General features: G+C 43.6%; 22 protein-coding genes. 17 read left to right on the top strand and 5 right to left on the bottom strand.

The features are described from left to right. From RT52_RS00845 to RT52_RS00805, 9 genes are all read left to right on the top strand, one after another. The coding region (locus RT52_RS00845; protein WP_156028753.1) for an oligosaccharide flippase family protein at positions 1-1,341 on the top strand (1,341 nt) is incomplete at its 5' end. Continuing rightward, on the top strand, positions 1,338-2,417 hold the full coding sequence (locus RT52_RS00840) for a glycosyltransferase (RefSeq protein WP_034814462.1): 1,080 nt from the start codon (positions 1,338-1,340) through the stop codon (positions 2,415-2,417). The genes RT52_RS00845 and RT52_RS00840, both read left to right, overlap by 4 nt. Positions 2,418-2,419: 2 nt before the next feature. Further along, positions 2,420-3,688, top strand: a complete 1,269-nt coding sequence (locus tag RT52_RS00835; RefSeq protein WP_034814461.1) for a glycosyltransferase family 4 protein — start codon at positions 2,420-2,422, stop codon at positions 3,686-3,688. Then, positions 3,672-4,841 carry a beta 1-4 rhamnosyltransferase Cps2T gene (gene cps2T / locus RT52_RS00830; RefSeq protein ID WP_034814460.1) on the top strand — a complete coding sequence of 390 codons (1,170 nt, stop codon included), beginning with the start codon at positions 3,672-3,674 and terminating at the stop codon, positions 4,839-4,841. Before RT52_RS00835 ends, cps2T begins: the two co-directional genes overlap by 17 nt. Positions 4,842-4,893: 52 nt before the next feature. Continuing rightward, positions 4,894-5,772, top strand: a complete 879-nt coding sequence (rfbA, locus tag RT52_RS00825) for a glucose-1-phosphate thymidylyltransferase RfbA (RefSeq protein ID WP_034814459.1) — start codon at positions 4,894-4,896, stop codon at positions 5,770-5,772. A 13-nt stretch (positions 5,773-5,785) separates the two neighbouring features. Then, positions 5,786-6,352: a dTDP-4-dehydrorhamnose 3,5-epimerase gene (gene rfbC / locus RT52_RS00820; protein WP_034814458.1), complete on the top strand. Its 567-nt coding sequence runs from the start codon at positions 5,786-5,788 to the stop codon at positions 6,350-6,352. Continuing rightward, on the top strand, positions 6,349-7,206 hold the full coding sequence (rfbD, locus tag RT52_RS00815) for a dTDP-4-dehydrorhamnose reductase (protein ID WP_034814457.1): 858 nt from the start codon (positions 6,349-6,351) through the stop codon (positions 7,204-7,206). The genes rfbC and rfbD overlap by 4 nt, the downstream gene beginning before the upstream one ends. After that, the gene (gene rfbB, locus RT52_RS00810) at positions 7,207-8,229 is read left to right on the top strand and encodes a dTDP-glucose 4,6-dehydratase (protein ID WP_034814456.1); all 1,023 of its coding nucleotides are present in this window, start codon (positions 7,207-7,209) and stop codon (positions 8,227-8,229) included. It abuts the gene before it with no gap. Positions 8,230-8,262: 33 nt separating this feature from the next. After that, complete coding sequence (locus tag RT52_RS00805; RefSeq protein WP_034814466.1) at positions 8,263-9,552, top strand: nucleotide sugar dehydrogenase; 1,290 nt, start codon at positions 8,263-8,265, stop codon at positions 9,550-9,552. A 138-nt stretch (positions 9,553-9,690) separates the two neighbouring features. On the opposite strand, the gene RT52_RS00800 is transcribed toward RT52_RS00805, so the two are convergent. After that, on the bottom strand, positions 9,691-10,563 hold the full coding sequence (locus RT52_RS00800) for a tyrosine-type recombinase/integrase (RefSeq protein WP_034814455.1): 873 nt from the start codon (positions 10,561-10,563) through the stop codon (positions 9,691-9,693). Between the two features lie 5 nt (positions 10,564-10,568). After that, a complete protein-coding gene (locus RT52_RS00795) occupies positions 10,569-11,021 on the bottom strand; it encodes a sigma factor (protein ID WP_034814454.1) in 453 nt (150 codons plus the stop codon). A 356-nt stretch (positions 11,022-11,377) separates the two neighbouring features. Here RT52_RS00795 and RT52_RS00790 point away from each other — a divergent pair, with 356 nt between their 5' ends. From RT52_RS00790 to RT52_RS16295, 6 genes are all read left to right on the top strand, one after another. Continuing rightward, positions 11,378-12,241, top strand: a complete 864-nt coding sequence (locus RT52_RS00790) for an NAD-dependent epimerase/dehydratase family protein (protein WP_034814453.1) — start codon at positions 11,378-11,380, stop codon at positions 12,239-12,241. A 58-nt stretch (positions 12,242-12,299) separates the two neighbouring features. Beyond that, complete coding sequence (locus RT52_RS00785) at positions 12,300-13,262, top strand: aldose epimerase family protein (protein WP_034814452.1); 963 nt, start codon at positions 12,300-12,302, stop codon at positions 13,260-13,262. Positions 13,263-13,712: 450 nt separating this feature from the next. Continuing rightward, positions 13,713-15,236, top strand: coding sequence for a hypothetical protein (locus RT52_RS00780; RefSeq protein WP_034814451.1), 1,524 nt, complete (start codon positions 13,713-13,715; stop codon positions 15,234-15,236). A gap of 6 nt (positions 15,237-15,242) precedes the next feature. Further along, positions 15,243-15,740: a hypothetical protein gene (locus RT52_RS00775; protein WP_034814450.1), complete on the top strand. Its 498-nt coding sequence runs from the start codon at positions 15,243-15,245 to the stop codon at positions 15,738-15,740. A 4-nt stretch (positions 15,741-15,744) separates the two neighbouring features. After that, on the top strand, positions 15,745-16,038 hold the full coding sequence (locus RT52_RS00770) for a hypothetical protein (protein ID WP_034814449.1): 294 nt from the start codon (positions 15,745-15,747) through the stop codon (positions 16,036-16,038). A 29-nt stretch (positions 16,039-16,067) separates the two neighbouring features. Further along, positions 16,068-16,241 carry a hypothetical protein gene (locus RT52_RS16295; protein WP_156028752.1) on the top strand — a complete coding sequence of 58 codons (174 nt, stop codon included), beginning with the start codon at positions 16,068-16,070 and terminating at the stop codon, positions 16,239-16,241. A gap of 512 nt (positions 16,242-16,753) precedes the next feature. On the opposite strand, the gene RT52_RS00760 is transcribed toward RT52_RS16295, so the two are convergent. The 3 genes from RT52_RS00760 to RT52_RS00750 are packed head-to-tail and all read right to left on the bottom strand — an operon-like array spanning position 16,754 to position 21,290. Continuing rightward, positions 16,754-18,082 carry a PDDEXK-like family protein gene (locus RT52_RS00760; RefSeq protein ID WP_051690227.1) on the bottom strand — a complete coding sequence of 443 codons (1,329 nt, stop codon included), beginning with the start codon at positions 18,080-18,082 and terminating at the stop codon, positions 16,754-16,756. Positions 18,083-18,096: 14 nt separating this feature from the next. Then, a complete protein-coding gene (locus RT52_RS00755; RefSeq protein WP_034814448.1) occupies positions 18,097-19,602 on the bottom strand; it encodes a hypothetical protein in 1,506 nt (501 codons plus the stop codon). Next, entirely contained in the window at positions 19,599-21,290 is a 1,692-nt protein-coding gene (locus RT52_RS00750; RefSeq protein WP_034814447.1) for a hypothetical protein, read from the bottom strand. Before RT52_RS00750 ends, RT52_RS00755 begins: the two co-directional genes overlap by 4 nt. 105 nt (positions 21,291-21,395) lie before the next feature. Here RT52_RS00750 and RT52_RS00745 point away from each other — a divergent pair, with 105 nt between their 5' ends. Together RT52_RS00745 and RT52_RS00740 are read left to right on the top strand one after the other, a co-directional pair. Beyond that, the gene (locus tag RT52_RS00745; RefSeq protein ID WP_162174537.1) at positions 21,396-22,577 is read left to right on the top strand and encodes a transglutaminase domain-containing protein; all 1,182 of its coding nucleotides are present in this window, start codon (positions 21,396-21,398) and stop codon (positions 22,575-22,577) included. A 163-nt stretch (positions 22,578-22,740) separates the two neighbouring features. Then, positions 22,741-22,942 (top strand): hypothetical protein (locus RT52_RS00740; protein WP_034814446.1); only part of this gene is annotated, 202 nt, incomplete at its 3' end.

Here is a 22,942-nt window from a genome sequence, read left to right as displayed (position 1 = left end):
ATAATCACTCGAATTGCTGAGCCTGAAATACTTGGAGCAAGTGCGATGTTCATAATTGTAATTAATCTGAGTATAATAGTTTCTACTTTAGGCTTAGAACAAACTTACATCCGATATTATTATGAAACAAATAACAAATACTATTTATTATATACCTGTTTGTTTAGTTCGCTCTTAGGCTCATTGATTCCGGTGGCCGTTATGGGCTTATTTTACAATGAGATTATATTTTTTTTGGAATTAAATGCTATCAAGACTGTAACCTTGGTCGTGATATTTGCTTTTTCATTAGTAATTAATATTATAGCAAAATACGTCCAAATCATTTTAAGAATGGAACAATTAGCCTTCAAATTTTCATTATTTCAAATTTCGGTTAAATCTTTTGAATTGATACTGTTGTTTCTGTTTATTTTTATTTCAAATGATATATTGATGTCTTTAATACTTTCTCAATTCTTAAATATATTACTTACCCTAACAATTTATTTTCCTTATATAAAACGTTATGTCAAAGATGAAAGAAAAGCAGCTAATAATACAACTCTTTCTTTCAAAGAAATGATAACTTACGGAATCCCATTTATGGCAAGTTTAATACTTGCTTGGATGTTTCAAAACATAGATAAATTTATCCTGGGTTATTTTTCAACCGCTTATCACTTAGGCATATATATAGCTGCATTTAAAATAATTTCTTTATTAGTAAATTTTCAAGGGGTTTTTACAACTTATTGGTTACCAAAAGCGTTAAACAACTTTAATAATGATAATAACAATACAACATTTTATAAAAACTGGTTTGAGTTTTTAAGTTTTTTCTTACTTATAATTCCGATTTTGTTTGTAATATTTAAAGATCAATTGATTCTAATCCTAGGGGTTGAGTACAGAGAAGCAAAAAAATTAATGCCTTTTTTGAGTCTTTTCCCCGTTCTTTATATTTTAACGGAAATATCTTCAATTGGTATTATGTTAAAAAAAAGGACGAGATTTTACTTGGTTGTAAATATGATTACGTTGATTAGCTCGATACTTTTGAATTTAATTTTAATACCTAAGTTTGGGTCTATAGGTGCTTCTGTATCTATATCTTTAGTCTATTTAATTTATTTTTTCTTCAGAAGCTATTTTAGTTACTCACTAATCCCTATAAATTTTATAAACCAAAGATTTATTGTGAAAATCCTCTTTATATATATGTACTTATTTTTAGATTTATTACTAGATATAAATGTCCTTGTTCTAGCCTTTTTAGGAGTGGGCATTTACATCATAGTTAGCACCAAAGAAATTGAAAACATATATCACTTTATTAATAAGAAGGAGAAACATTTATGAGAAAAGTGCTAATGTGCGAATATATGGATCCGGATACAAAGTTTCAAGTTGGGAGTCATTATTTTGCAGAAGGGTTTTTAAAGGAAAAATACCATGTGACTTGGTGTAATAAGCCTTCCATCTTACCTAAAAACGAAACTAGTAAAGAGAATTTCATTGAACTAACTCCAAGAGTATTTGCACCTTTTTGTAAACTTCCTATATTAAATTCTGACTTTTGGGCTAAAAAACATCTAACATTCCTCTCAAATACTCCTAAATTGCTAAATGAGCAATATGATGTTCTCTGGATGACAAATGTTAAGATGGCTAAATCTACTGAAATAATAAAATATCATAAGCTGGTGCACAGAGTGGCTGACAATTTTAAAGGTTTTTCAGGTAGTTATCAATCTCTAATCAATCTACAGAATGAACTAATTGATAAATCAGATTTAACAATAGTAACTGCTAGGAAAATGCTAGATGATTTTAAAAAAAATAACAATAAAATGATTTATTTACCTAATGGAGTGAACGTTGAAAGATTTTTAGACAATAATTCGAGTATTCCCGAGTTATACAAAAGAATAAATGGGTTTAAAGTGGTATACGTCGGAGCCATTGAAAACTGGATTGATATGAATTTGATAATTAGTGTCGCCAAAAAAATGAAAAATGTGAATTTTATTTTTATTGGAAACCATAATTATAAGTTCGAAAATGAAGTTCTAAAAGAAGGAGTGAAGAATATTATATTTCTGGGGCTTGTAGATCATGATAAAATTCCAAGTTTCTTAAAGTTTGCTGATGTAGGAATTATGCCCTTTAAAAAAAATGAGTTAACAGATTACATTCATCCCTTAAAAATATATGAATACTTAGCTGCGGGTATTCCTGTAATTTCTAGAAATTTAGTTGAGGTTAGAGAGATGAATGCACCAATCTATCTTTATAATAATGAGGCAGATTTTATAAATATATTAAATAACATAATGCATTCAAAAGTGAATAAACAAGAATTGATTGATTATTCATTACAAAACACATGGGAGAAAAGATTTCGAGTTGTAAATGAAATAATAGAAGGGCTGTAACCATGAGGATACTATTTGTAAATAAGTATAATTATATTAAAGGCGGAAGTGAAACATATTTATTTGGGTTGAAAGATAGGCTTGAAAAGGAGGGTCATGAGACTGCCGTTTTCAGTATGAAAGACGATAAAAATTTCTCAAGTAAGTATTCAGATGATTTTGTTAACGCTATAGACTATGAAAATTCTAATATGCTAATTAAGATTAAAAATGGAATGAATTTAATTTACTCATTTGAGGCGATAAATAAAATCGAAGATGTAATTAAAGATTTCAATCCAGATGTTGTACATTTAAATTTAATTTATCATCAAATAACACCTTCGATAATTAATAAAATTAATAAATTAAACATCCCTATAGTGTTAGTTGTACATGATTACAAAATCATCTGTCCTAATTATAAAATGTATAACGATGATAAAATCTGTAACAAATGTATAGGGGGTAATTTTATATCCTGTACTACAAACAAATGCCATAAAGATTCTTATATCGATAGTGCTTTACTCACCATTGAGGCATATACTCACAAAACTCTTAAGAGCTATAATGCTGTAGATGAATTTATATTCCCTAGCAACTATATTAAAGAACAGTTTTTAAAATCATATTTTTCAAAAAGGAATAAAGAAAAATTCACGCACATTCCAAATTTCGTGTCGTCAGACTACTATGATTTTAAATTTAAAAACCAAGATATTAAAAAGAAAAGACAAATTCTTTACTATGGTAGACTTTCAAAGGAAAAAGGAGTGGACTTACTAATTGAGGCAGTGGAGCGCCTCGAGAGTAAGGTGACCTTAAAAATTGTCGGATTAGGACCTGAAGAGAGAATGCTAAAAGAATATGTGGTAAATAAAAAAATAGAAAATGTTGAATTTTGTGGGTTTAAATCTGGCGATGATTTGAAAGAAATTATATCTGAAAGTATGTTTGTAGTACTACCTTCAACTTGGCCTGAGGTTTTTGGATTAACAAATATAGAGTCATTAGCTTTAGGGACGCCAATTATAGGTAGTAACATCGGTGGAATCAGTGAACTTATAACAAAAGAAGTTGGCTTTTTATTTGAACCTGGAAACCTTAATGACTTAGTAACTCAATTAAATTTTGCTTTAAGCTTGAACGATGAAGAATATATTATTATGCAGAATAAATGTATAGAAAATAGTAAGAATTATTGTATAGATGATTATTACTTTTCGATATTAAAAGTTTATAATCAAGCAATTAGAAAGCGTGGGTTGAAGAGTGGACAATTACAATAATATTTTTATTTTAGGATCTAAAGGAATTCCAGCAAAATATGGTGGTTTTGAAACTTTTGTACAAGAATTAGTAATGAGAAAAAAAGAAAAAAAAATAAACTACTTTGTAACCTGTTTATCTAACACTAATGAAATAAAAAAAATAAATGATATTACTTGCTTCCATCTTAAAATTCCAAAATGTGGGGGTGCTACTGCAGTCTTATATGACTTATTAAGCTTAAATTATGTTCTTAAATATATTAAAAAAAATAAAGTAAAAAATGCAAAAATTTATATCTTAGCATGCAGAATCGGTCCATTTTTACATTACTTCAAAAAAGAAATCGAAAGAAATAGAATAGAACTTTTAATTAATCCAGACGGTAATGAATGGAAAAGGAGTAAGTGGAGCTTGCCCGTTAGGGTTTATTGGAAATTATCAGAAAGATTTATGGTTAAACATGCGGATGGTGTTATTTGTGATTCTAAGGCCATTCAAAAATATATAGAGACTGAATATTCTCGTTATAAACCAAAAACTGAATATATTTCTTATGGAGCAGAATCAATTCCTTCCAATTTAAGAATGAGCGATCCTAAGCCAGCAAAATGGTTTAAAAAATACAATATTACACCAAATGAATATTACTTAATTGTTGGTAGATTTGTACCTGAAAATAATTACGAACTTATTATTAATGAATTTATGAAATCAAACACAAAAAAAGATTTAATTATTGTAACTAATATTGAAGAAAATAACTTTAAGAATCATTTATTGAAAAAAACTCGTTATGAAATAGATCCCAGAATTAAGTTTGTAGGTACGGTTTATGATTCTGAACTTTTGAAATTAATAAGAGAACATGCATTTGCCTATATACATGGGCATTCAGTTGGAGGTACTAACCCATCTTTATTAGAAGCTCTTGCCAGCTCAAAATTAAGTTTATTGTATGATGTGTCTTTTAATAGAGAAGTTGCTGAAGATAGTGCTCTATATTTTTCAGATTTTAATCCATCTTTAAGTAAAACAATTGGAAAAATAGAGAATTATTCCGACCATATGATTAATGAATTTGATAAAAAGTCCTCTAACATTATAACTAGTAACTATTCCTGGAATAAAATTGTTAAAGACTATGAGTTACGTTTTTCTAATGAATTATAAAAGTCCTAATTAAGTTAGGGCAATTGATTTTAATAGGAGGGTTACTTAATTTATGAAAGGGATTATTTTAGCTGGTGGTAGTGGGACGCGATTGTATCCCTTAACCATGGTAACTAGTAAGCAATTGCTCCCCATTTATGATAAACCAATGATTTATTACCCCTTGTCTACATTAATGTTAGCAGGTATTAAAGATATTTTAATCATTTCAACTCCTGATGATCTCTCTCGTTTTAAAAGTCTTTTGGGAAATGGAAAACAATTCGGTATTAGCTTAACTTATATAGTACAACCGTCTCCTGACGGATTAGCACAAGCGTTTATTCTAGGTGAAGAATTTATTGGAAGTGAATCGGTTGCGATGGTGCTCGGTGATAATATCTATTATGGGAGCGGAATGCGTACTATTCTCCAGAAGGCAGCACAAAAAGAAGAAGGTGCAACTGTCTTTGGTTATCACGTTACTGATCCAGAGCGTTTTGGTGTTGTTGAATTTGACAGTAATGGAACTGTAGTTAGTGTCGAAGAAAAACCAGAAAAACCTAAATCAAATTACGCAATCACTGGACTTTATTTTTACGATAATCGCGTTGTAGAAATTGCGAAAAGTATAAAGCCCTCTGCTAGAGGTGAACTGGAGATTACATCTATCAACGAAGCGTACTTGAAAAATGGTGAATTAAGTGTCGAATTGTTAGGGCGTGGATTCACATGGCTAGATACGGGAACTCATCAAAGCTTAGTAGAGGCGACTAACTTTGTAAAAACTGTTGAAGATCATCAAGGAGTAAAAATCGCAGCGCTTGAGGAAATTGCTTATCTCAATGGTTGGATTGATAAAGAGGCTTTAAGGTCTTCAGGAGAAGCACTTCAAAAAACAGGATACGGACAGTATTTACTTAAAGTTGCAGCTGGAAAAATTCGTTACTAAAAGAGGAGTATAAATGAAAATCACAGATACATTACTAGATGGCGTCAAAGTTATTGAACCTCGAGTATTTGGAGATCATCGGGGCTGGTTTACCGAAACTTTCAATCAGTCTGTTCTAATAGAAAATGGAATTGATATCGAATTTATTCAAGACAACCATTCTTATTCTGCAGAACAAGGTACTCTTCGTGGTCTACACTATCAACTCAGCCCAAAAGCGCAGACAAAATTAGTACGTTGCACACAAGGGGCGATCTTTGATGTTGCTGTGGATATTCGTCAAGGTAGTCCTACACAAGGACAATGGTTTGGTGTAGAGTTATCAGCTGAAAATAAAAAGCAACTCCTTGTCCCCAAAGGGTTTGCGCATGGATTCTTAACGCTCACTCCAGGTGTTGAAGTCCAATACAAAGTAGATGAACTCTATTCACCTGAACATGATCGAAGCATACAATGGAATGATTCAACTCTTGACATTGATTGGCCAATCAACTCTAATCCGATTTTGTCAGACAAAGATCAAAATGCGCCTTCGTTTGTGGATGCTGAAAACAATTTTGTATTGGTGCGTACTATATGAAAGTTTTAGTCACAGGCTACAATGGACAATTAGGATTCGATGTTGTTAAAGAAGGACAAAAGCGAAACTTAGACATGATTGGTATTGGGTTTGAGGATTTAGATATTACTAAAAAAGATGATGTCATCGCCTTCGTCAAAAATGTAAAACCAGACGCTATTATTCATTGTGCTGCATACACTGCAGTTGATAAAGCGGAAGAACAAAAGGAATTGGCTTGGGATGTCAACGTTAACGGGACGCGTTATTTAGCTGAATTGGCTGCTGAAATCGGTTCTAAGTTTATGTATATCAGTACGGATTACGTATATAACGGGGAAGGTGACACACCCTTCAAAGAAACGTCTCCCGTTGAACCGCAGAGTTATTATGGTTTGACAAAATTTGAAGGGGAGAAAGTCTGCCAACAACTTCTAAATGAGTTGTTCATTGTGCGTATCTCTTGGGTATTTGGAACGAATGGACATAACTTCATTAATACGATGTTACGTCTAAGCGAATCTAGAGATGAATTAAGTGTGGTAGACGATCAAATTGGATCTCCTACTTATACGTATGACTTGGCAAGATTATTAGTCGACATGATAATTACTGATAAATATGGAGTCTATCAAGCAACAAATGAAGGATATTGCAGTTGGGCAGAGTTCGCTTTAGAGATTTTTGCACAAGCTAATCGAGATGTTAAAGTAAATAAAATTACATCTGAAGAATATCCAACTCCTGCTGCGAGACCTAAAAATTCGCGTATGTCTAAACAGAAGTTGATTGAAATGGGATTTGAACCCCTCCCACATTGGAAAGAAGCGTTATCACACTATTTAAAAGAATTGGATCAAGAGGTGAACATTTAAATGAATAAAGAAAAAGTACTTGTAACAGGTGGAGCAGGGTTTATTGGCGGTAATTTTGTACAACACATGGTTTCCAAATATCCTGAATATCAAATTTTTAATCTGGATTTGCTTACTTATGCTGGCGACTTGGTTAAGCATAAAGAAATCGAGAACGCAGATAACTACACGTTCGTGAAGATTGATATCGCTGATCGAGAGGCTGTTATGAGTTTGTTCAAAGCTGAAAAATTTGATTATGTAGTGCATTTTGCTGCTGAGAGTCATGTGGATCGTTCGATTACACATCCTGAGATTTTTGTGAAAACGAATGTCATGGGTACGCAAGTATTGCTTGATGCAGCCAAGGCCAATGGCATTAAGAAGTTTGTTCATGTTTCGACTGATGAAGTGTACGGGGAACTTGATTTTGATCCGACTACATTCTTTACTGAAGAGACGCCTCTTCAACCGAACAGTCCTTACAGTGCGAGTAAGGCGTCAAGTGACTTTCTGGTTCGAGCGTATCATGAAACGTTTGGACTTCCGGTCAATATCACACGTTGTTCAAATAACTACGGACCTTATCATTTTCCCGAGAAATTAATCCCTTTGACTATTTCCCGGGTACTAAATGAACAAAAAGTGCCTGTTTATGGTGATGGCAAAAACATTCGGGACTGGTTACATGTCAAAGATCATTGTTTAGCCATTGATTTAGTTATGCATGAGGGAATCAACGGAGAGGTATACAATGTTGGTGGCCATAACGAGAAGACAAACTTGGAAGTTGTTCAAACTATCATTAAAGAGTTAGGTAAATCAGAAGAACTCATTGAGTTTGTTACAGATCGCTTAGGTCATGACAAACGATATGCGATTGACCCAACTAAGCTCCAAGCATTAGGATGGAAGCCTACTTACAACTTTGATACTGGAATTGCCCAAACGATTCAGTGGTATCTTGATAATAAAGAGTGGTGGGAACAAATTTTAAATGGAGAATACCGTAACTATTTCTCTGACCAATATTCAATTAAGTGAATAAAAAATATAATAAGTTAGGTGGAGATTCTAATTAAAGTATGTACGATCGGATTAGGATATATTGGACTCCCAACGTCTGCGGTCTTCGCCCAATACGGCGTCGACGTCGTCGGTGTGGACATTCATCAGTCAGTTGTCGATAAATTGAACCGTGGCGAAATCCACATCGAAGAGCCAGGCCTCGGAGACGTCGTCAAAGACGTCGTCGCGAAAGGCAAGTTCCACGCCTCGCTCGAGCCGGAGAAAGCGGACGCGTTCATCATCGCCGTCCCGACACCGAACAACGATGACGAGCATAAGTCATGCGACCTCACATACGTACTCGAAGCGACGAAACGCGTCCTTCCATACGTCGAGAAGGGCAACGTCATCATCGTCGAGTCGACAATCGAGCCACGTACGATGGACGACCATGTCAAGCCGCTCGTGGAAGCAGCAGGCTTCGTCGTCGGTGAGGACATCTTCCTCGTCCACTGCCCAGAGCGTGTCCTCCCAGGACAAATCCTTCATGAGCTCGTGCACAACAACCGCATCGTCGGTGGCATCACGCCCGCTTGTGCAGACGCCGGTGCAAACGTATACGGCACGTTCGTAAAAGGGGAAATCATCAAGACGGACGCGAAGACGGCTGAAATGTCGAAACTCATGGAGAACACGTTCCGCGATGTGAACATCGCCCTCGCGAACGAACTCGCAAAAGTGTGTAACGCTCTCGACATCAACGTCCTTGACGTCATCGAGATGGCGAACAAGCACCCGCGCGTCAACCTTCACAGCCCAGGCCCTGGTGTCGGTGGACATTGCTTGGCGGTCGACCCGTACTTCATCGTGGCGAAACAGCCTGAGCTTGCGAAAATCATCAAGCTCTCACGCGACACGAACGTCTCGATGCCGGCTTATGTCGTCGAGAACGTGCAGAAGCTCGTTTCAGACCAGCCCGAGGCAAAAATCGCCGCATTCGGCGTGACGTACAAAGGGAACGTCGACGACATGCGTGAAAGCCCGGCTGTCGAGATCATCGAATTGATGCTCGAGCAAGGCATGAACGTGGCCGTCCACGACCCACACGTCGAAGTCTCGTCATCGAAACACTTCGACCTCGTGTCGAAAGAAGAAGCGATCAAAGATGCGGACCTCGTCCTCGTCCTCGTTGACCACAACGAGTTCAAAGCGCTCGACTTCAGCGAGTTGAACGCGGCGATGAACCGTCCGATGATCTTTGACACACGTAACATCGTGAAGGCCGATGACAGCGACCTTGCGGTTGTGAATTTTGGTAATCTATATTCAATGTGCTCTGGATTGATTTCAGCAAGATAAAAGGCATCCCAGGGAATAATTAATTATCCCCTGGGATGCCTTTTGAAATTATGACTAACTACCTTTTGCATTTTTAACTTTTTGATAATAGATTAAAAAACAGTTATGAAGAAGTGAGTATACATGTCTAATAAGCTTCTATTTCTTATTCAGCCCTTCAATCAGCTGCCGTGTCCGCTCACGTGACACATGAAGATACCGCTCGGTCGTGCTAATCGACTTGTGTCCGAGGAGCTCGGCGACGCCGACGATGTCTTTTTTCTGTTCGTACAACGTCGTCGCGAAGCTATGACGCAACATGTGGCTCGTCAGATGCAGGCCGAACTGTTCGGCTGCGATTTCTTTCAGGTCTTTGTTCACGAAGCCCGGCTGGACGACGCGTCCTGTCGGCATCAAGAAGATTTTGTTCGAGTTCCCGGCCTTCGGACGCCGGACGTCGATGTAGCGCTTCAACTCTTTCGTGAGCCGCTGCGTCATCGGCACGACGCGCGTCTTGCCGCCTTTGCCTTTTATGACGCTGAGTAAGCGCTCTTCGAAGTTGATGTGATTGAGCTCCAAGTCCAAGATCTCGCTGATGCGTAGCCCGGCATCGCCCCCGACGAGGTAGATCGTATAGAGCGTATAGTTTTTGGCGTGATACAATACGACATCCAATTGGTCGCGGCTGATGATCGTCGGCGGTTCGGTGACGCCTTCCCGCGTGATGATTCGGCTGAACGGGTTCTGCTCCATCCAGCGCTGCTCGACGGCGAACGTGAACAGCCCACGGACACGCATGATATACGACCGGACTGTGTTGTCGGCTTTCCCGCTCAAGTGCTTCTTGTACGGGACCGCGTAGCCCATCTCGGTGATGTCCTGGATGTAGACGGCGCCCCGTTCGGTCGCATACTCGGCGAAGCTCCGTAGCGTGTTGCGTTTGCTTTTCAGCGTCGTCTCCGGGGACTCCTTCCGTTCTTTCAAGTCTTCTAAGTACAGGTCGATCGCATCGTTCAGTAACACACGTTTCATCACAATCACTCCTTCAAGGTTATTGCCGCTCGCAGTTCCCGTTGGACGTCGGCCTTATATGCCCGCAACCGGCTCGCGGAATATGGCAGCGTCTGTTCGGTCCCGTCAATCAAGTGGCAGAGGAGCTCGAAATGGCGTGGTGACAGCAACACCCGTTGTTCGTCGAGCCAGTCGAACAGATGGCGCTCGGACGTCATGCACTGTTCCGGGATACGCTCGGCCGCGACTTCGTGCTTCAAGTGTCGGGCGTTCTTCTGTTGGTGGTTGAGGATGGCGCCCCGTATCCGTTGGAAGCAATACGTCTTCGATAACGTACAGCCCCGGTTCAATGCCTCCCATAGCGCGATGCGCGCGATTTGGGCGCAGTCCTCTTGTTCGTTCGGATGGATGTGGAGATGCCGGATGACGTAATGGATCATCGGCTCCCATTCTACGATTTGGTCATCAAGCTGGTTCATGGATGGATTCTTTTCCGAGCGCTCTGTTGATTTTCCTAGGTTAATTCGAGTATAGTCATCGATATTCGTGGATTGGGTGTTGCTGTACGTACGCCTCTCGGCTCCATCTATCAATTGTAAGCCGATATCTCAAACAAGCCCCGGGCTTATGTGCGATAAGGGCGCTGTCCCATCTCGGATATCGATGAATATTCGAAGAGGCAAGGGGATGTGACCATGGGGGAGTGGCGAGATGTGGCTCTACTTGCGATCGGTATGATATCGAATGTCGGCATATGGTAAAATAAACACATCGAGAGACAACTGCTTCACGCTTCGGCTGGGACGGTTGTTCTTTTTTATGAGGAGGGCGACAGATGAAACGAGTGTTGATCACCGGCGCGAGCAGTTACGTCGGCAATGCGTTCAAACAGTGGATTGAGGCAAAATATGCGGACGACATTCAAGTCAATACGGTCGGGATGAAGAAAGGGGAATGGAAAGAGAAGTCGTTCGAGGGGTATGACGCGATCCTCCATGCGGCCGGGATTGCCCACGTCTCGACAGACAAGAGTATGGAGGACCTGTATTACGAAGTGAACACCGATTTGACGGCCGAGGTTGCGGTGAAGGCGAAGCAGGACGGGGTAAGCCAATTTCTATTCCTCAGCAGCATGATCGTCTACGGGGACGCCTCGAACGCGCAGATGATCACGACAGACACGGAACCGAAGCCGACGAACTTCTACGGCAACAGTAAGCTCCAGGCCGAGAAGAAGCTCGAGGCGCTCGCGGACGAATCGTTCCGCGTCGCGAACGTCCGTCCGCCGATGATTTACGGGAACGGCTCGAAAGGGAACTACATCAAACTCGCCGGGCTCGCGCGAAAGGTGCCAATCTTCCCGGACTATCCGAACCGCCGCAGCATGATCCACGTCGACAACCTGTCGGAGTTCTTGGCGCTCCTCATCCTCCATGAAGACCACGGCACGTTCCATCCGCAAAACGCCGACTACGTCTGTACGTCCGAGCTCGTCAAGACGATCGGCGCGGTCCACGGCAACCACGTCCGGACGACGGGGCTCTTCAACGGGGTCATCGGCACGCTCGTTGACAAGAACGTGACGATGAACAAGCTGTTCGGCGACTTCGCTTATGCGAAGGAGTTGTCGATGTATCCGCATGATTATCATGTGAGGGACTTTTTTGATAGTGTCGTTGCGACGGAACGACAAGAATAAGAGTAAGACACTACTTCAACGGGAATGAACAGATAAACTAGTCGAAGTAGGTGAGCGAGTGAAACAAGCAACGATTGAAAACGCAAACGGCATGCGCCTGTCGGCCATCGATTATGGCTGCGCCATGACCGAGTTGACGGCGCCGGACCGGGACGGGAACTATGAGTCCGTCATCTTGAAGTACGGTGACCCGGAACAATACTTAGAGAACCCGATTTACGTCGGGGCGGTCGTCGGGCGCATCGCCGGCCGGATCCGCAACGCCGAGATCGATGGGGTGGCCTTGACCCCGAGCGAGGCCCCGCACCACATCCACGGCGGCGAGGAAGGCATCACGGCCCGGCACTGGGACATGGACGTCGACGGACAAGCGATCGTCTTCACGTACCTCAGTCCGGACGGGGAGGAAGGGTACCCTGGAAATGTTCGCTTCAAAGTCATGTATGAACTGACGGACGACGATGCGCTCGTCGTCACGATGACGGCCGACACGGACGAACGGACGTGGGTCAACTTGAACCACCACAACTATTTCAACCTCGGCGGACGGCCGACGGTGCACGACCACGTGCTGACGCTGCCGTCCGATCACGTGGCACGGCTCGATGACGAGTCGCTACCGACGGGGGAGTTGCTTGACGTGTCGGATACGCCGTTCGACTTCCGTGACGGGAGACCGGTCGGTGCGGCGATTACGTCCGAGGACGAGGCGATCGTGAAGGCGGGTGGACTGGATCATCCGTTTCTCTTGAAGGAAGGGACGACCCGTTTGCACGACCCGGTGAGTGGACGCATCATGGACGTCGAGACGAACCAGCCGGTCATGGTCGTCTATACGGCGAACTTCTTAAGTGAAGAGACGCCGGTGACGCTCGAAGGACGGCAAAAGCATAGCGCGATTTGCCTGGAGGCCCAAGCGTTCCCGGACGCGCCGAACCATCCGGATGTGGCGACGTCGATTGAGCTGAATCCGGGGGAGTTGTATTACTCGAGGACGGTTTATCGGTTTGGGGTGGAATGAAACAAAAGACCATCGGACTTGTCATGGACAAGTTCGATGGTCTTTTTCCTATGCACTTAGTCGTGAAACTTTTGAGAAACGACAACGTGACCATGGAAAGTGGGTGAGAAGAAAGTTGCTCTTGCTAGGACGGATTCATTATGAATGGGGCTGGCGATTTATTCTCTTATAAGCGTTAGCCCATTGAATATTGTGGTTTCAGATGCTACGTGTATTGAGAAGGTATAGAAGGACATAATCGATAGAAGCGGAGGTTGGAGGGCGTAGAAAATGTTCATAAAATTCAATAACATGTCATATATTGTCGAACGGTAATCGGTGATTCTAAAAAATGTATTCCCTTCATTACGAAAGAATCATCCGCTATTTGAAATGGGATTGATACACTAAAATCATAGATTTAATCAATAAATCGGGCACAGTTCCGTAAGTTTTTAAGGAGGGGTCATCTTGAGTCACTCGTTCCGCACAGATGAAGAAATGCTATTCCAATACTTTAGAGAGCGATTTGACATTTGCTATGAACAGCATGAATTAGATATCAAAGAATACGAAAAGACGATTTTCGATTTGCATGCAAAATCAGAGCAAGAAAAGAATAGTATGTTTGACGATTTAATTGGAGAGTATGGACAAGTTGTCTCACGTACCATTATTCAAACATTTGGCTTGGCTCCGTTCTTTCATCAAAACCAAGATGGTGGTGATGTGACAACAAAACATAACGCAAGACAAGGTATTTACGCGCGAGAGGAAGATAAATTTGAAAGATCAAAATATGGTTACGATTCCTCAAAAAAAATTGTCCTTCACCAAAATGAAAAAAGAAAAGGAAAGCAAGTCGATTCGTACACGGGTAAATCAATAGACCGCGCCAACGTGGATCATGTTGTTCCATTAAATTCGTTCCATAAAAATGGTGGATTTCTATTGGATGACAATCGTAAAAAAGCTTTTTCAAGTGATACTAGAAATTTAGTGGTAACAGATGAAACATTAAATAAGTCGAAAGGAGATTTGCGACTCGATGATTTCAGAAATCATCGAGTCGGTGGACAAGAAGATACAAACGATGTCCGGTTCGCCATTGATGAGAAACGAGCGCGACAAATCGCTGACCAAGCAAACGTAGCTTACGACGATCATCAAATCTCTAGAATTGAAACGATGAAAGGATATACCTCTCGAAGTTTGCAAGCGGGCGTTGAAGACGGACTCCGGCTCGGAGCTCGAGAAGCGATTGGTATGGTTCTCCACACGCTCATAAGTGAACTGTTTAAAGAGATGAAGCAGTATGCTAAACAGTTGAAAACGTATCGTTCTGATGGAATAATGCTGACTGAACTGAACAAAATGGCTGAACGTGTGATTAAGAATACACAAAAACAACTAAGTGGTCTATTAAGAGCGGCTACAAAGATTTTTGGGGAAGGTATCTTGAGTGGCTTCATGAGTTCCATATTGACAACAGTCATCAATACATTTATTACAACGAAAAAACGAGTTGTACGCATCATTCGTGAAGGATTCTTGTCAATCGTCCGGGCGTTTCGAGTACTATTCACGAATCCACAGAACTTATCCCAATCGATGCTTTATCGTGAAGTGACAAAATTATTGATTACGGGGCTTGTTGTAGCAGGTGGAATAGCGTTTGAAGAAGTTTTTGAAAATATGTTGAGGGGACTTGCTCTACCATTTCTACCATTAATTTCGTCCACAATGGTAGGAGTTTTGACAGGGATTGCATTAGCCACCATTATGTATATGATTGATCAGGTATGGTCTATGCTCCCTTCTACTTCGGAATTGATGGCCAATTCTGCTGAATTAATTCATAATCGGATGCGGCTTCAGACTGAATTCGATTCGATCGCAATGGATTTATCAGTAAGTCAAACAGATGATATTTTAAGTAGAATGACTCGGACGAATCTAGCAATTGAAAGTACAATAGATTTTTTTGAGGAGTGAGTCGAAATGCCATTTTTCTTATTAGGTGCTGGAGCATTGTTGGCTGGTGCGTCTTTTGGAATAGGACGATTTTCTAGACAAGGGGAAGTTGATGAATTAAAGCAAATAATCATGAAATTGGAGAAGGAACTTAAGATACATCAAGAAATGATTGCTCGTCAGAACAACGTCATCAAAGAATTAAAAGTTGAAAATCAAAGTTTAAATGCAATCTTTTTTATGAAACGTGCCGCGTTATCGAAACGAACGCGAGGTATTATTATTTTTCAGTACGCTTTGAAGGAGTATTTACAACTCGTCCGATTACACGTTGACGGAATGATTAAAACAAATTCACCACAAGAGCTAATGTACAATATTTTGAACCGATTGTTTCATGGCAAAGATGTTAGTCTCGAAGAAAAGGGTCTGGTAAAGGTCTATATCCAAGAAAAGTATCCATATGAAATAAAACGAATGATTGCAATTGAAGAAAATGATTTATATGTAGCGTTAGGAGGTTGAACAATTGAGTAGAATGTTTGGATTTTTCATTGGGTTCTTCTTAGAATTTTTTAAAATGGCATTTGGATCCGCAATCATCCTTGGAATCGTAGGATATTTTTATTTCAAGGCCTTGTATGTGCTAGTGCCACTATTTGTGCTCGTGGCTCTTATCGAAGGAGCGAAGAAAGGAGTAGAGGTTAGCCAAGTTCACGCAGAGAGACATCGGATTCGCCAACTGCGAAAAGAATTTAAGACGGAAGAGCTATATGAATTTGATAAATCGTGGCAATCCTTACAGCAAAATCGGAAAGCTTGACTGGAGTAAAAACAACTAAGGAGGACCCGATGAAAACATATTGGCAAATCGCAGCAGGGAATGGAGAGGTCAATTTAGAAGAGTTATTTTTAAAGTTAAATGTTGCGCTGATTGGTCCTGCCCGTTTGGGTGAATATTTTGAGAATACGACCAGTTGCTTGACGGACACCTCATTAAAAAGTTTGCATCTGAAGTTCAAATAGGTGATGTTCTTGTTTTGAAACGCCTTGTTAATCTACATACACAACAATGGGAGATCAAAGCGGTGGGGGGAGGTCACGGGACCATATCGCTATGAAGCTATTTTTAGTCAAGTTACTACTCATAGCTGGGATATTCAACACTGCCGACGGGTAAATTGGACCATTGCGTCACCAAGTCTATTTGTCACCAGCGGTGGTGCGCCAACCCGTCTTCAACGGCTGAGTGATACGAACCCGTTGCGTCATGCTGCGGAGAAACTCTTAAGCTGAATTGTCTGAGGAAGCCAGCTTTCCACTTAAGGGAAAGCTGGCTTTTTTTGTCGAATGATTAGAGCAGCTGGCAAAAGCATAACGCCATCGTCCTCGAAGAGCAGGCACGGGACCATCTTGACGTGACGACATCGATTGAACTGAACCCGGGAGAGTTGTATCACTCGAGGACGGTTTATACGTTTCGTGCAGAATAAACAGAAAACCATCGCACTTGTCTGAGACAAGTGCGATGGTCTTTTTTAGGCGTTGATAGCATACAGTTCATCCAACATGTCGGTCACGGTTGCGCTGAACGAGCGGAAAGTAGGGTCTTCGATGAGTGTCATCATCGCGTCTTTGACGACGGTGGCGTTCGTCCAATCTGACACGTCGATTGTCTCGGTGTAGATGCGGGTAAACTTTTTCTCTTCTTGTTTCCCTGATTTTAAGAACGAGATGCCTTTTACTTCGAGTGCCTCCAAAAGTTCGAGTCGCTCCTTATAATTGATTGGCCCGACCTCGACGTAAAGCTTGAGTCGTTTACTGCCTTTGCGCTCGAACCAGACGATGAGGCCGTAGTTGAGCCAGTAGCGTTTCAAACGATGCATCTTCTGTAACGACGGCAACCAGTCATCCATCACGAAGTGCGGGACGCGTGTATGGGCGGAATAGGTCGTGATGTTCTGTTCGCTCACGAACTCGCGAAACGCTTGACGGAGGATGTTGCACCCAATCTTGAAGAGATAGTCAATCGTTTGGCGCTTCCGATGGTAGATGAGCCTTAGATGCTGTTTCGTCGTTTCGTCGAACGTGGCGAGTAGCTTGACCGCTTGACGCAATTCCACTTGCTTTTGTTTCGCCGGGTTGGCGTTCGCGTACAAAAGATGGATGGCCAACGTATAGTCTTGATAAAGTTGCAACGCCGTCTCCGTCGTCGCTTCGTCATCGACGAGTCGTTCTTCGAGGAGCGCGACATAGTAGGACAGGAAGTCGTGAATCGTGTCGGCCATCGTTGTATGGTTCAGTTCAAGCTCGTGCTTGATGATGCGTAAGATTTCGTCATACGTCAACATCCAATACGCGTCATGGGAAGGTGCGTCCCCGGATAAAGTCAAAAAGACGGGAAGAATGTCTCGATGCGGATAGTGTTCGGTCACGCTTGTTACATACCGATCGAGTTGGCCTGACGACTCAATGGCGTGCACCTTGTTTTCGATGAATACGATTACGTTCAACGTCGGGATCTCGATGAGCAAATCGATTGCACCTACGCCTCGCTTCGACCACTCTCGATGGACGACAACGTCAGACAAAGGGGTATGGGCGAACGCTAAATAATCGAACGCATCGATTTTGTTTTCATTGTCTGCTTTCATGATGAGATGCATGAGCACCTTCCGTAGAAACACGCTATTGAGGCGATGGTTCTCGTTCGGGTCGAACAACCAGGCGAGCACGTTCGAATGACGAATCTCATAATTGGCGACGCGAAGCACTTTGAACGGGTTGAACGCATTGAACTGTTGGTCGAGTTTATTGAATTCAGGTGTGTTTTCAAGTTGTAAGATGTTCTCTAGTGAGTAGGTCATGGCGGACTCCTTCATTAATCTGTACGGCTAAGTTTCTTCCATTCTTGCTCGAGATGGGCGTCGACCGCTCCCCAATCGTACACGTCTTTCCCGAGCACATGCTTCAGCTCTTGCGTCGCGGCGTATGCGAAGCGACTCCAGGCGACGTAGTTCACGCGCGTCGCAAACAAAATCGGGACGTTTCCGCTCCGGATGTAGGCATCGATCCCGTCGGTCAGACAGAGGGCACCGTGGCCGACGAGTAACATCTTCCGGAGTGTCGGCTTGTTGCCGACCGGTATCGAGTGAAGCCAGCCGTTCTTATGATAAAGCAGGCTCTTCAATCCCCAGAGCAGACGGATGACGAGTTCGTTGAAGACGACCGGCACCGCCATCGCCACACCGTGACGCGCATCATAGCTGCTCTCGAACACTTTCGTCGAGAAGTCGGCGAACGAGAGCGTCCCCCCGTCGTGGGAGATGTGCCCGAAGTCAGCGAATTGAAACAACTCAAAGAACGGGAGCGGGATACCGGCGCCGCGCCGCCCGTCGTCGTGCCCGCGCACACCGCTCGACCCCGATACGTCGGACAAGAGATGCCCGAGCCAGTTCGCGAAACCGGCGAATAGTTTGGCCAGTAGATTCTCACCTTGGAGCCGTGGCGTACCGTCCTGTTTCGGTTCGAGACGAAGCAGCCGACCGTCCGAGACGAAGCTTGCCTTGCCCGTGAACTGATCCAAGATGGAAAAGAACAGACCGACGATGTCCGGTGCGTGGGCGAGCGATTTCAAATGGTGGTCCGCCGGACGCATGTTGAGTGTCGCGTCCCCCATGTTCAAATCTTTCGCATACCGCGCGTCATAGTTCACTTTAAAGCGACGCTCTAAATAACCGATGGCACTCGCAATCGAATCCGGTTGTTTGCGGAGGCGGCCACCGTTCTGTTTGTCTTGTTTCCAGACGAGGTTCGCGAACTGGATGACGACGTTGTCGACTTTCTCATCTGACCAACGCCGGAGTTTGCTGTCCTTCGGTGAACCGACAAAGAAACTGTCGATGAGACCAGCGACAAGGCCGCTGAAGGACGCAATCATGTAATCGTAGCAGTCACATTCCGCCTCCTTCAGCAAGAAGTCCGCTTTGAACGCGGTCGCCAAGTCGTGCCGTTGTCGTGCCGTCAACAAGTGGGCGAACGGGTCGTCTCGTCCGGTCACGTCATGGCGTGCCGCATACGTGTCGAGGTTGTCCAAATAGCTTTCCCACGAGACGTCCGCGACTTGAATCGGCTGGATTTCCTCAAACGTTGGGACGGCGAGTGGCGCGAGCGGGGTGACCACCGTTTGCGTCGCCTGTCCGTCCATGAGCCGCATCATGTCTTCGAACAACTGGTCGAGCACTTCCGATTGCGCGTCTTGCGCTTCTTCAAGTTGGCTCAAATGCGTCTGGACATCACCTAGACGTTGTTCGGCTTTCGTGGCTTGGTGTTGTTGGGTGAGCAACGCCTTCGCCTTGTCGGTCAGCTGTTGTTCGGTCCGTTTCATTTGTCACCGAATACGTTCTTGACGAGGCGCTTCGCCCCACCCGTGACTTCGGCGAGCCCGCCTCCCGATACGTCGAAGTAGCCGATTGCTTGGAGTGATTCGTTCAACTGCTCCAATTCTTCGAGCGTGAGCGTATCCTTCAAGACGAGCGCTTCCTCGGAATCGAACGTCACATCATCGAGTTGGACAAGTTTCGGGGCGTAACACGTGTACACGTAATCACGAAGTTTTTGATGTGTCGGTTTTGACGTCAACTCGTCTAACCGAATCGTACTCAGTTTCGAAGGGAGTTGCGTGATGACCTGTTCTTTTTGAGAATGGACTTGTTTGCCGGCACTGAACTGGGCACTCGCATTGAGCATTTGTAGCATGTTCGATAACTGGTTGATTTTCTCCGAGTTGGCGTTACCATGCTGCACGGCAGCGACGAGTCGATTCGAGATTTCATTGATGTCTTCGAGCAGGTAGTTGAGGGTTTGTTGTGTGTTTCGGATGATGGCCTGGAGCATGTATTCACGTTGCTTGTTATTCTCGACGTCTTTCATGCCCGTGATTTTCTTCAATCCTTGATACGTCCCGACCCCGATGACGACGAGCACCCCGATACCCGTGAACATGCTCGAGAAGCCGAGCAGACCACCCATGCCGAGAGAGGCGAGACCAGACGTCAACCCGGCCGCACTCAATCCGACGACCGAACCGGACAAGTAGATAGCGGTGAGCGGGACACCGACCGCGGCTGCTTTCGCCGCCAAGTCTTTCATCGACTTGGCGATTTCCGAGTCGTTTTTCCGAAACGTCAAAATATCTTCGTCGCTTTGGATGGCGCTTGAGATCAGTTCGATTTCTTCTCGCGAAATCGACAGAACTTCTTTCAACTCTTCAAGAAACTTGTTCTCGAACCAAGCCGAGAGCGGGCGCTTCAGTTTGAACAGATAGAGTAAGTCTTTGAACAACGATTTCTCGACGATCGAGAAGTCGATGGTCGTCGACAAGTCGCGTAATTCATCAATCAACGCGATCGTCGGTGCATGTTCATTCGGATTGCTCAAATAGCCCCGAAGTTGCAAGCGATAGTCCGAACTGAGATGGATACGGGTAACGAGCGACATCAGTTCGCTATACTCTTCGGCATCAATCTGTTGATCATCGAAGAACGTGAAGTTTGCCAAGACTTTTAAGTAGGTGAGCTTATACGCCTCGGGCAAGTCGGCGAGCGGGGTGACCTGTGAGACGTTGATGAGCTCGTCTTCCTTGTCTTTCAAAGCGGAAATCCCGTTCAATAGCTCGACGACGCCTTCGACGTTATACGTCGCAAGCTTGTCAGACAGACTGTAATCGTATTTCTCTGTGTGCATGACGATATGAAGTTTTTCTTTTCGCTTATCGTTCTTGTATGTGACTTCACGGTCCAAATCGACGCGTTGCAAATCCTTGTAGTAGACGCAAATCGGCTTCTCGAGCAACGGTTTGAAATAGAAGCGGTCACCTAAAAACAGCATGCCTTCTTTACCGCTCTTAAAGAGCGTTGAATCGTATAAGACGACAACGTGTTCAGGAAGCGCGTCCTCCGCATAATTCTTAATGGCTCCGTTCAATTTTTTGTCGGGAACGTTCGGGGCGATATGTGTGCCGTCGCCGAGTAGTGTGTGGGCGTATTCTTTCAAATATGTATTAATGTTCATCATGCAACACCTTCCATATATTGTTTATAAAGTTATTATATACTTATAGAGGGTGCTGGGTAGGGAAAATATTCTAACTGGTAAAGAAGAATGCGAGGAGCGGCTATCGTGGAAATCATTATGTATATGTTGATTATGGGATTGAGCGGAGGAGTGGGTGTACTATTGTTCCGAACTGGGCGTGCGACAAGACTCGTTCAGCAGGCGTTGCGACGAGAACTGCGAACGATCGACGACGAATTGAAACGGGCGGAACATAACCCGGCCCGACAGTTTGACTTGCTCGATCCAATCTATCGAAAAGTCGTGTTCCAAGTCCACTCGAACGTGAAGATGAAACGAGCCGAATTGGAGCAACTTGTGAGCGATGAGTTGAATCGGTTAATCAAAAGTCGACGCTCGGCGGTCTGGTCTTCGATTGCGATGACAGGACGCAACGTGTTGGCGTTGATCATGTTGGGTGTGAGTGCGGTCGGCGGATATGCGACGTACCAAGAGGCAAAGATCATCGAGTGGCCGGGTTCGCGACATGTGGTAAGTTCGTCGGCCACGATACTTGATGAAACGTTCGAATTGCCGAGCCAAATCGCTTCACCTGAGGAACTCGGGATGGCACTCGCCTATCACATGAGCCGATTCGATGAGGCGTTCAGCATCCGTTACATCGGGAAAACGAGAGACTTTGAGGAGACGATGGAAGCCGCGTGGGACTGGCTCGAGGCGAATCACATCTACGTCTTCCGTTTGTCTCGGGGCGGGGAGAGTCAATATCGGGATCACGGGGGCTATGTCGACCTCGACATGAAGTTGGCGTACGACATGACGACAGATGAGGCCCATCAGATCGCGGCCCGCGTCGAGCGCATCGTGCAAGAGATGCCGATCGGGCTGAACGACTTTGAGAAAGTGAAATACGTGAACGATTTCGTCGTGTTGAACACGGCGTATAACTTGGAGAGCGCGGCGAGCCCGTACACGCCGTACTCGATATTGTTCAATGGGGAAGGCGTCTGTGAGGGGTATGCGCTGACGACGTTGCTTCTATTAGAAGCGGCCGGTGTCGAGACGCGATATATCTCAGGAGAAGTCGAGACCGGTCTTCACGCGTGGAACCTCGTCAAGCTTGACGGGGAATGGTATCACTTGGACACGACGTGGAACGATCCGGTGCCGAACCAGCCGGGGAAAGTCCGGTACGACTACTTCTTAGTGTCCGATGCGACATTGCGAGCGGACCATTCGTGGGAGGAAGGGAAGTATCCAGTGACGGCGATGGCGAACTATGAGTGAGGCAGGGGTGAAGCGATGTGGCTTCACTCTTTTTTGGTGCAATCATACACTCGTTTTTAAAAATAGGTCATCCTGTTTTTGAGAAACGTGCTATATTCTTAGTTGGGATTTATAGGATTAACATTCAAAAGTCTACATATATAGATGGGAAAGAGGAAAATTGATGAAGAAGTGGATGGCTCAACTTATTATTGTGATGTTTGTGATGAGTTCGTTTCAGCTGACAGGAAGTGCGATGGAGGATACGGAGGCACCGAAACTGATCAGTTACTCATTGACGAACCAAGAGTACACAATTGGCGATACAATCGAAGTGGCGATTCATTTAGAGGACGACAGTTCATATATCAAGTATGCACAACTTC

Origin of the sequence: Exiguobacterium alkaliphilum 12/1, assembly GCF_000714435.1 — a bacterium.
Taxonomy (GTDB): Bacteria; Bacillota; Bacilli; order Exiguobacteriales; family Exiguobacteriaceae; genus Exiguobacterium; species Exiguobacterium alkaliphilum.
Note: the sequence above shows the minus strand (reverse complement) of the source record. Positions and strands in the feature narration are given on the sequence as shown.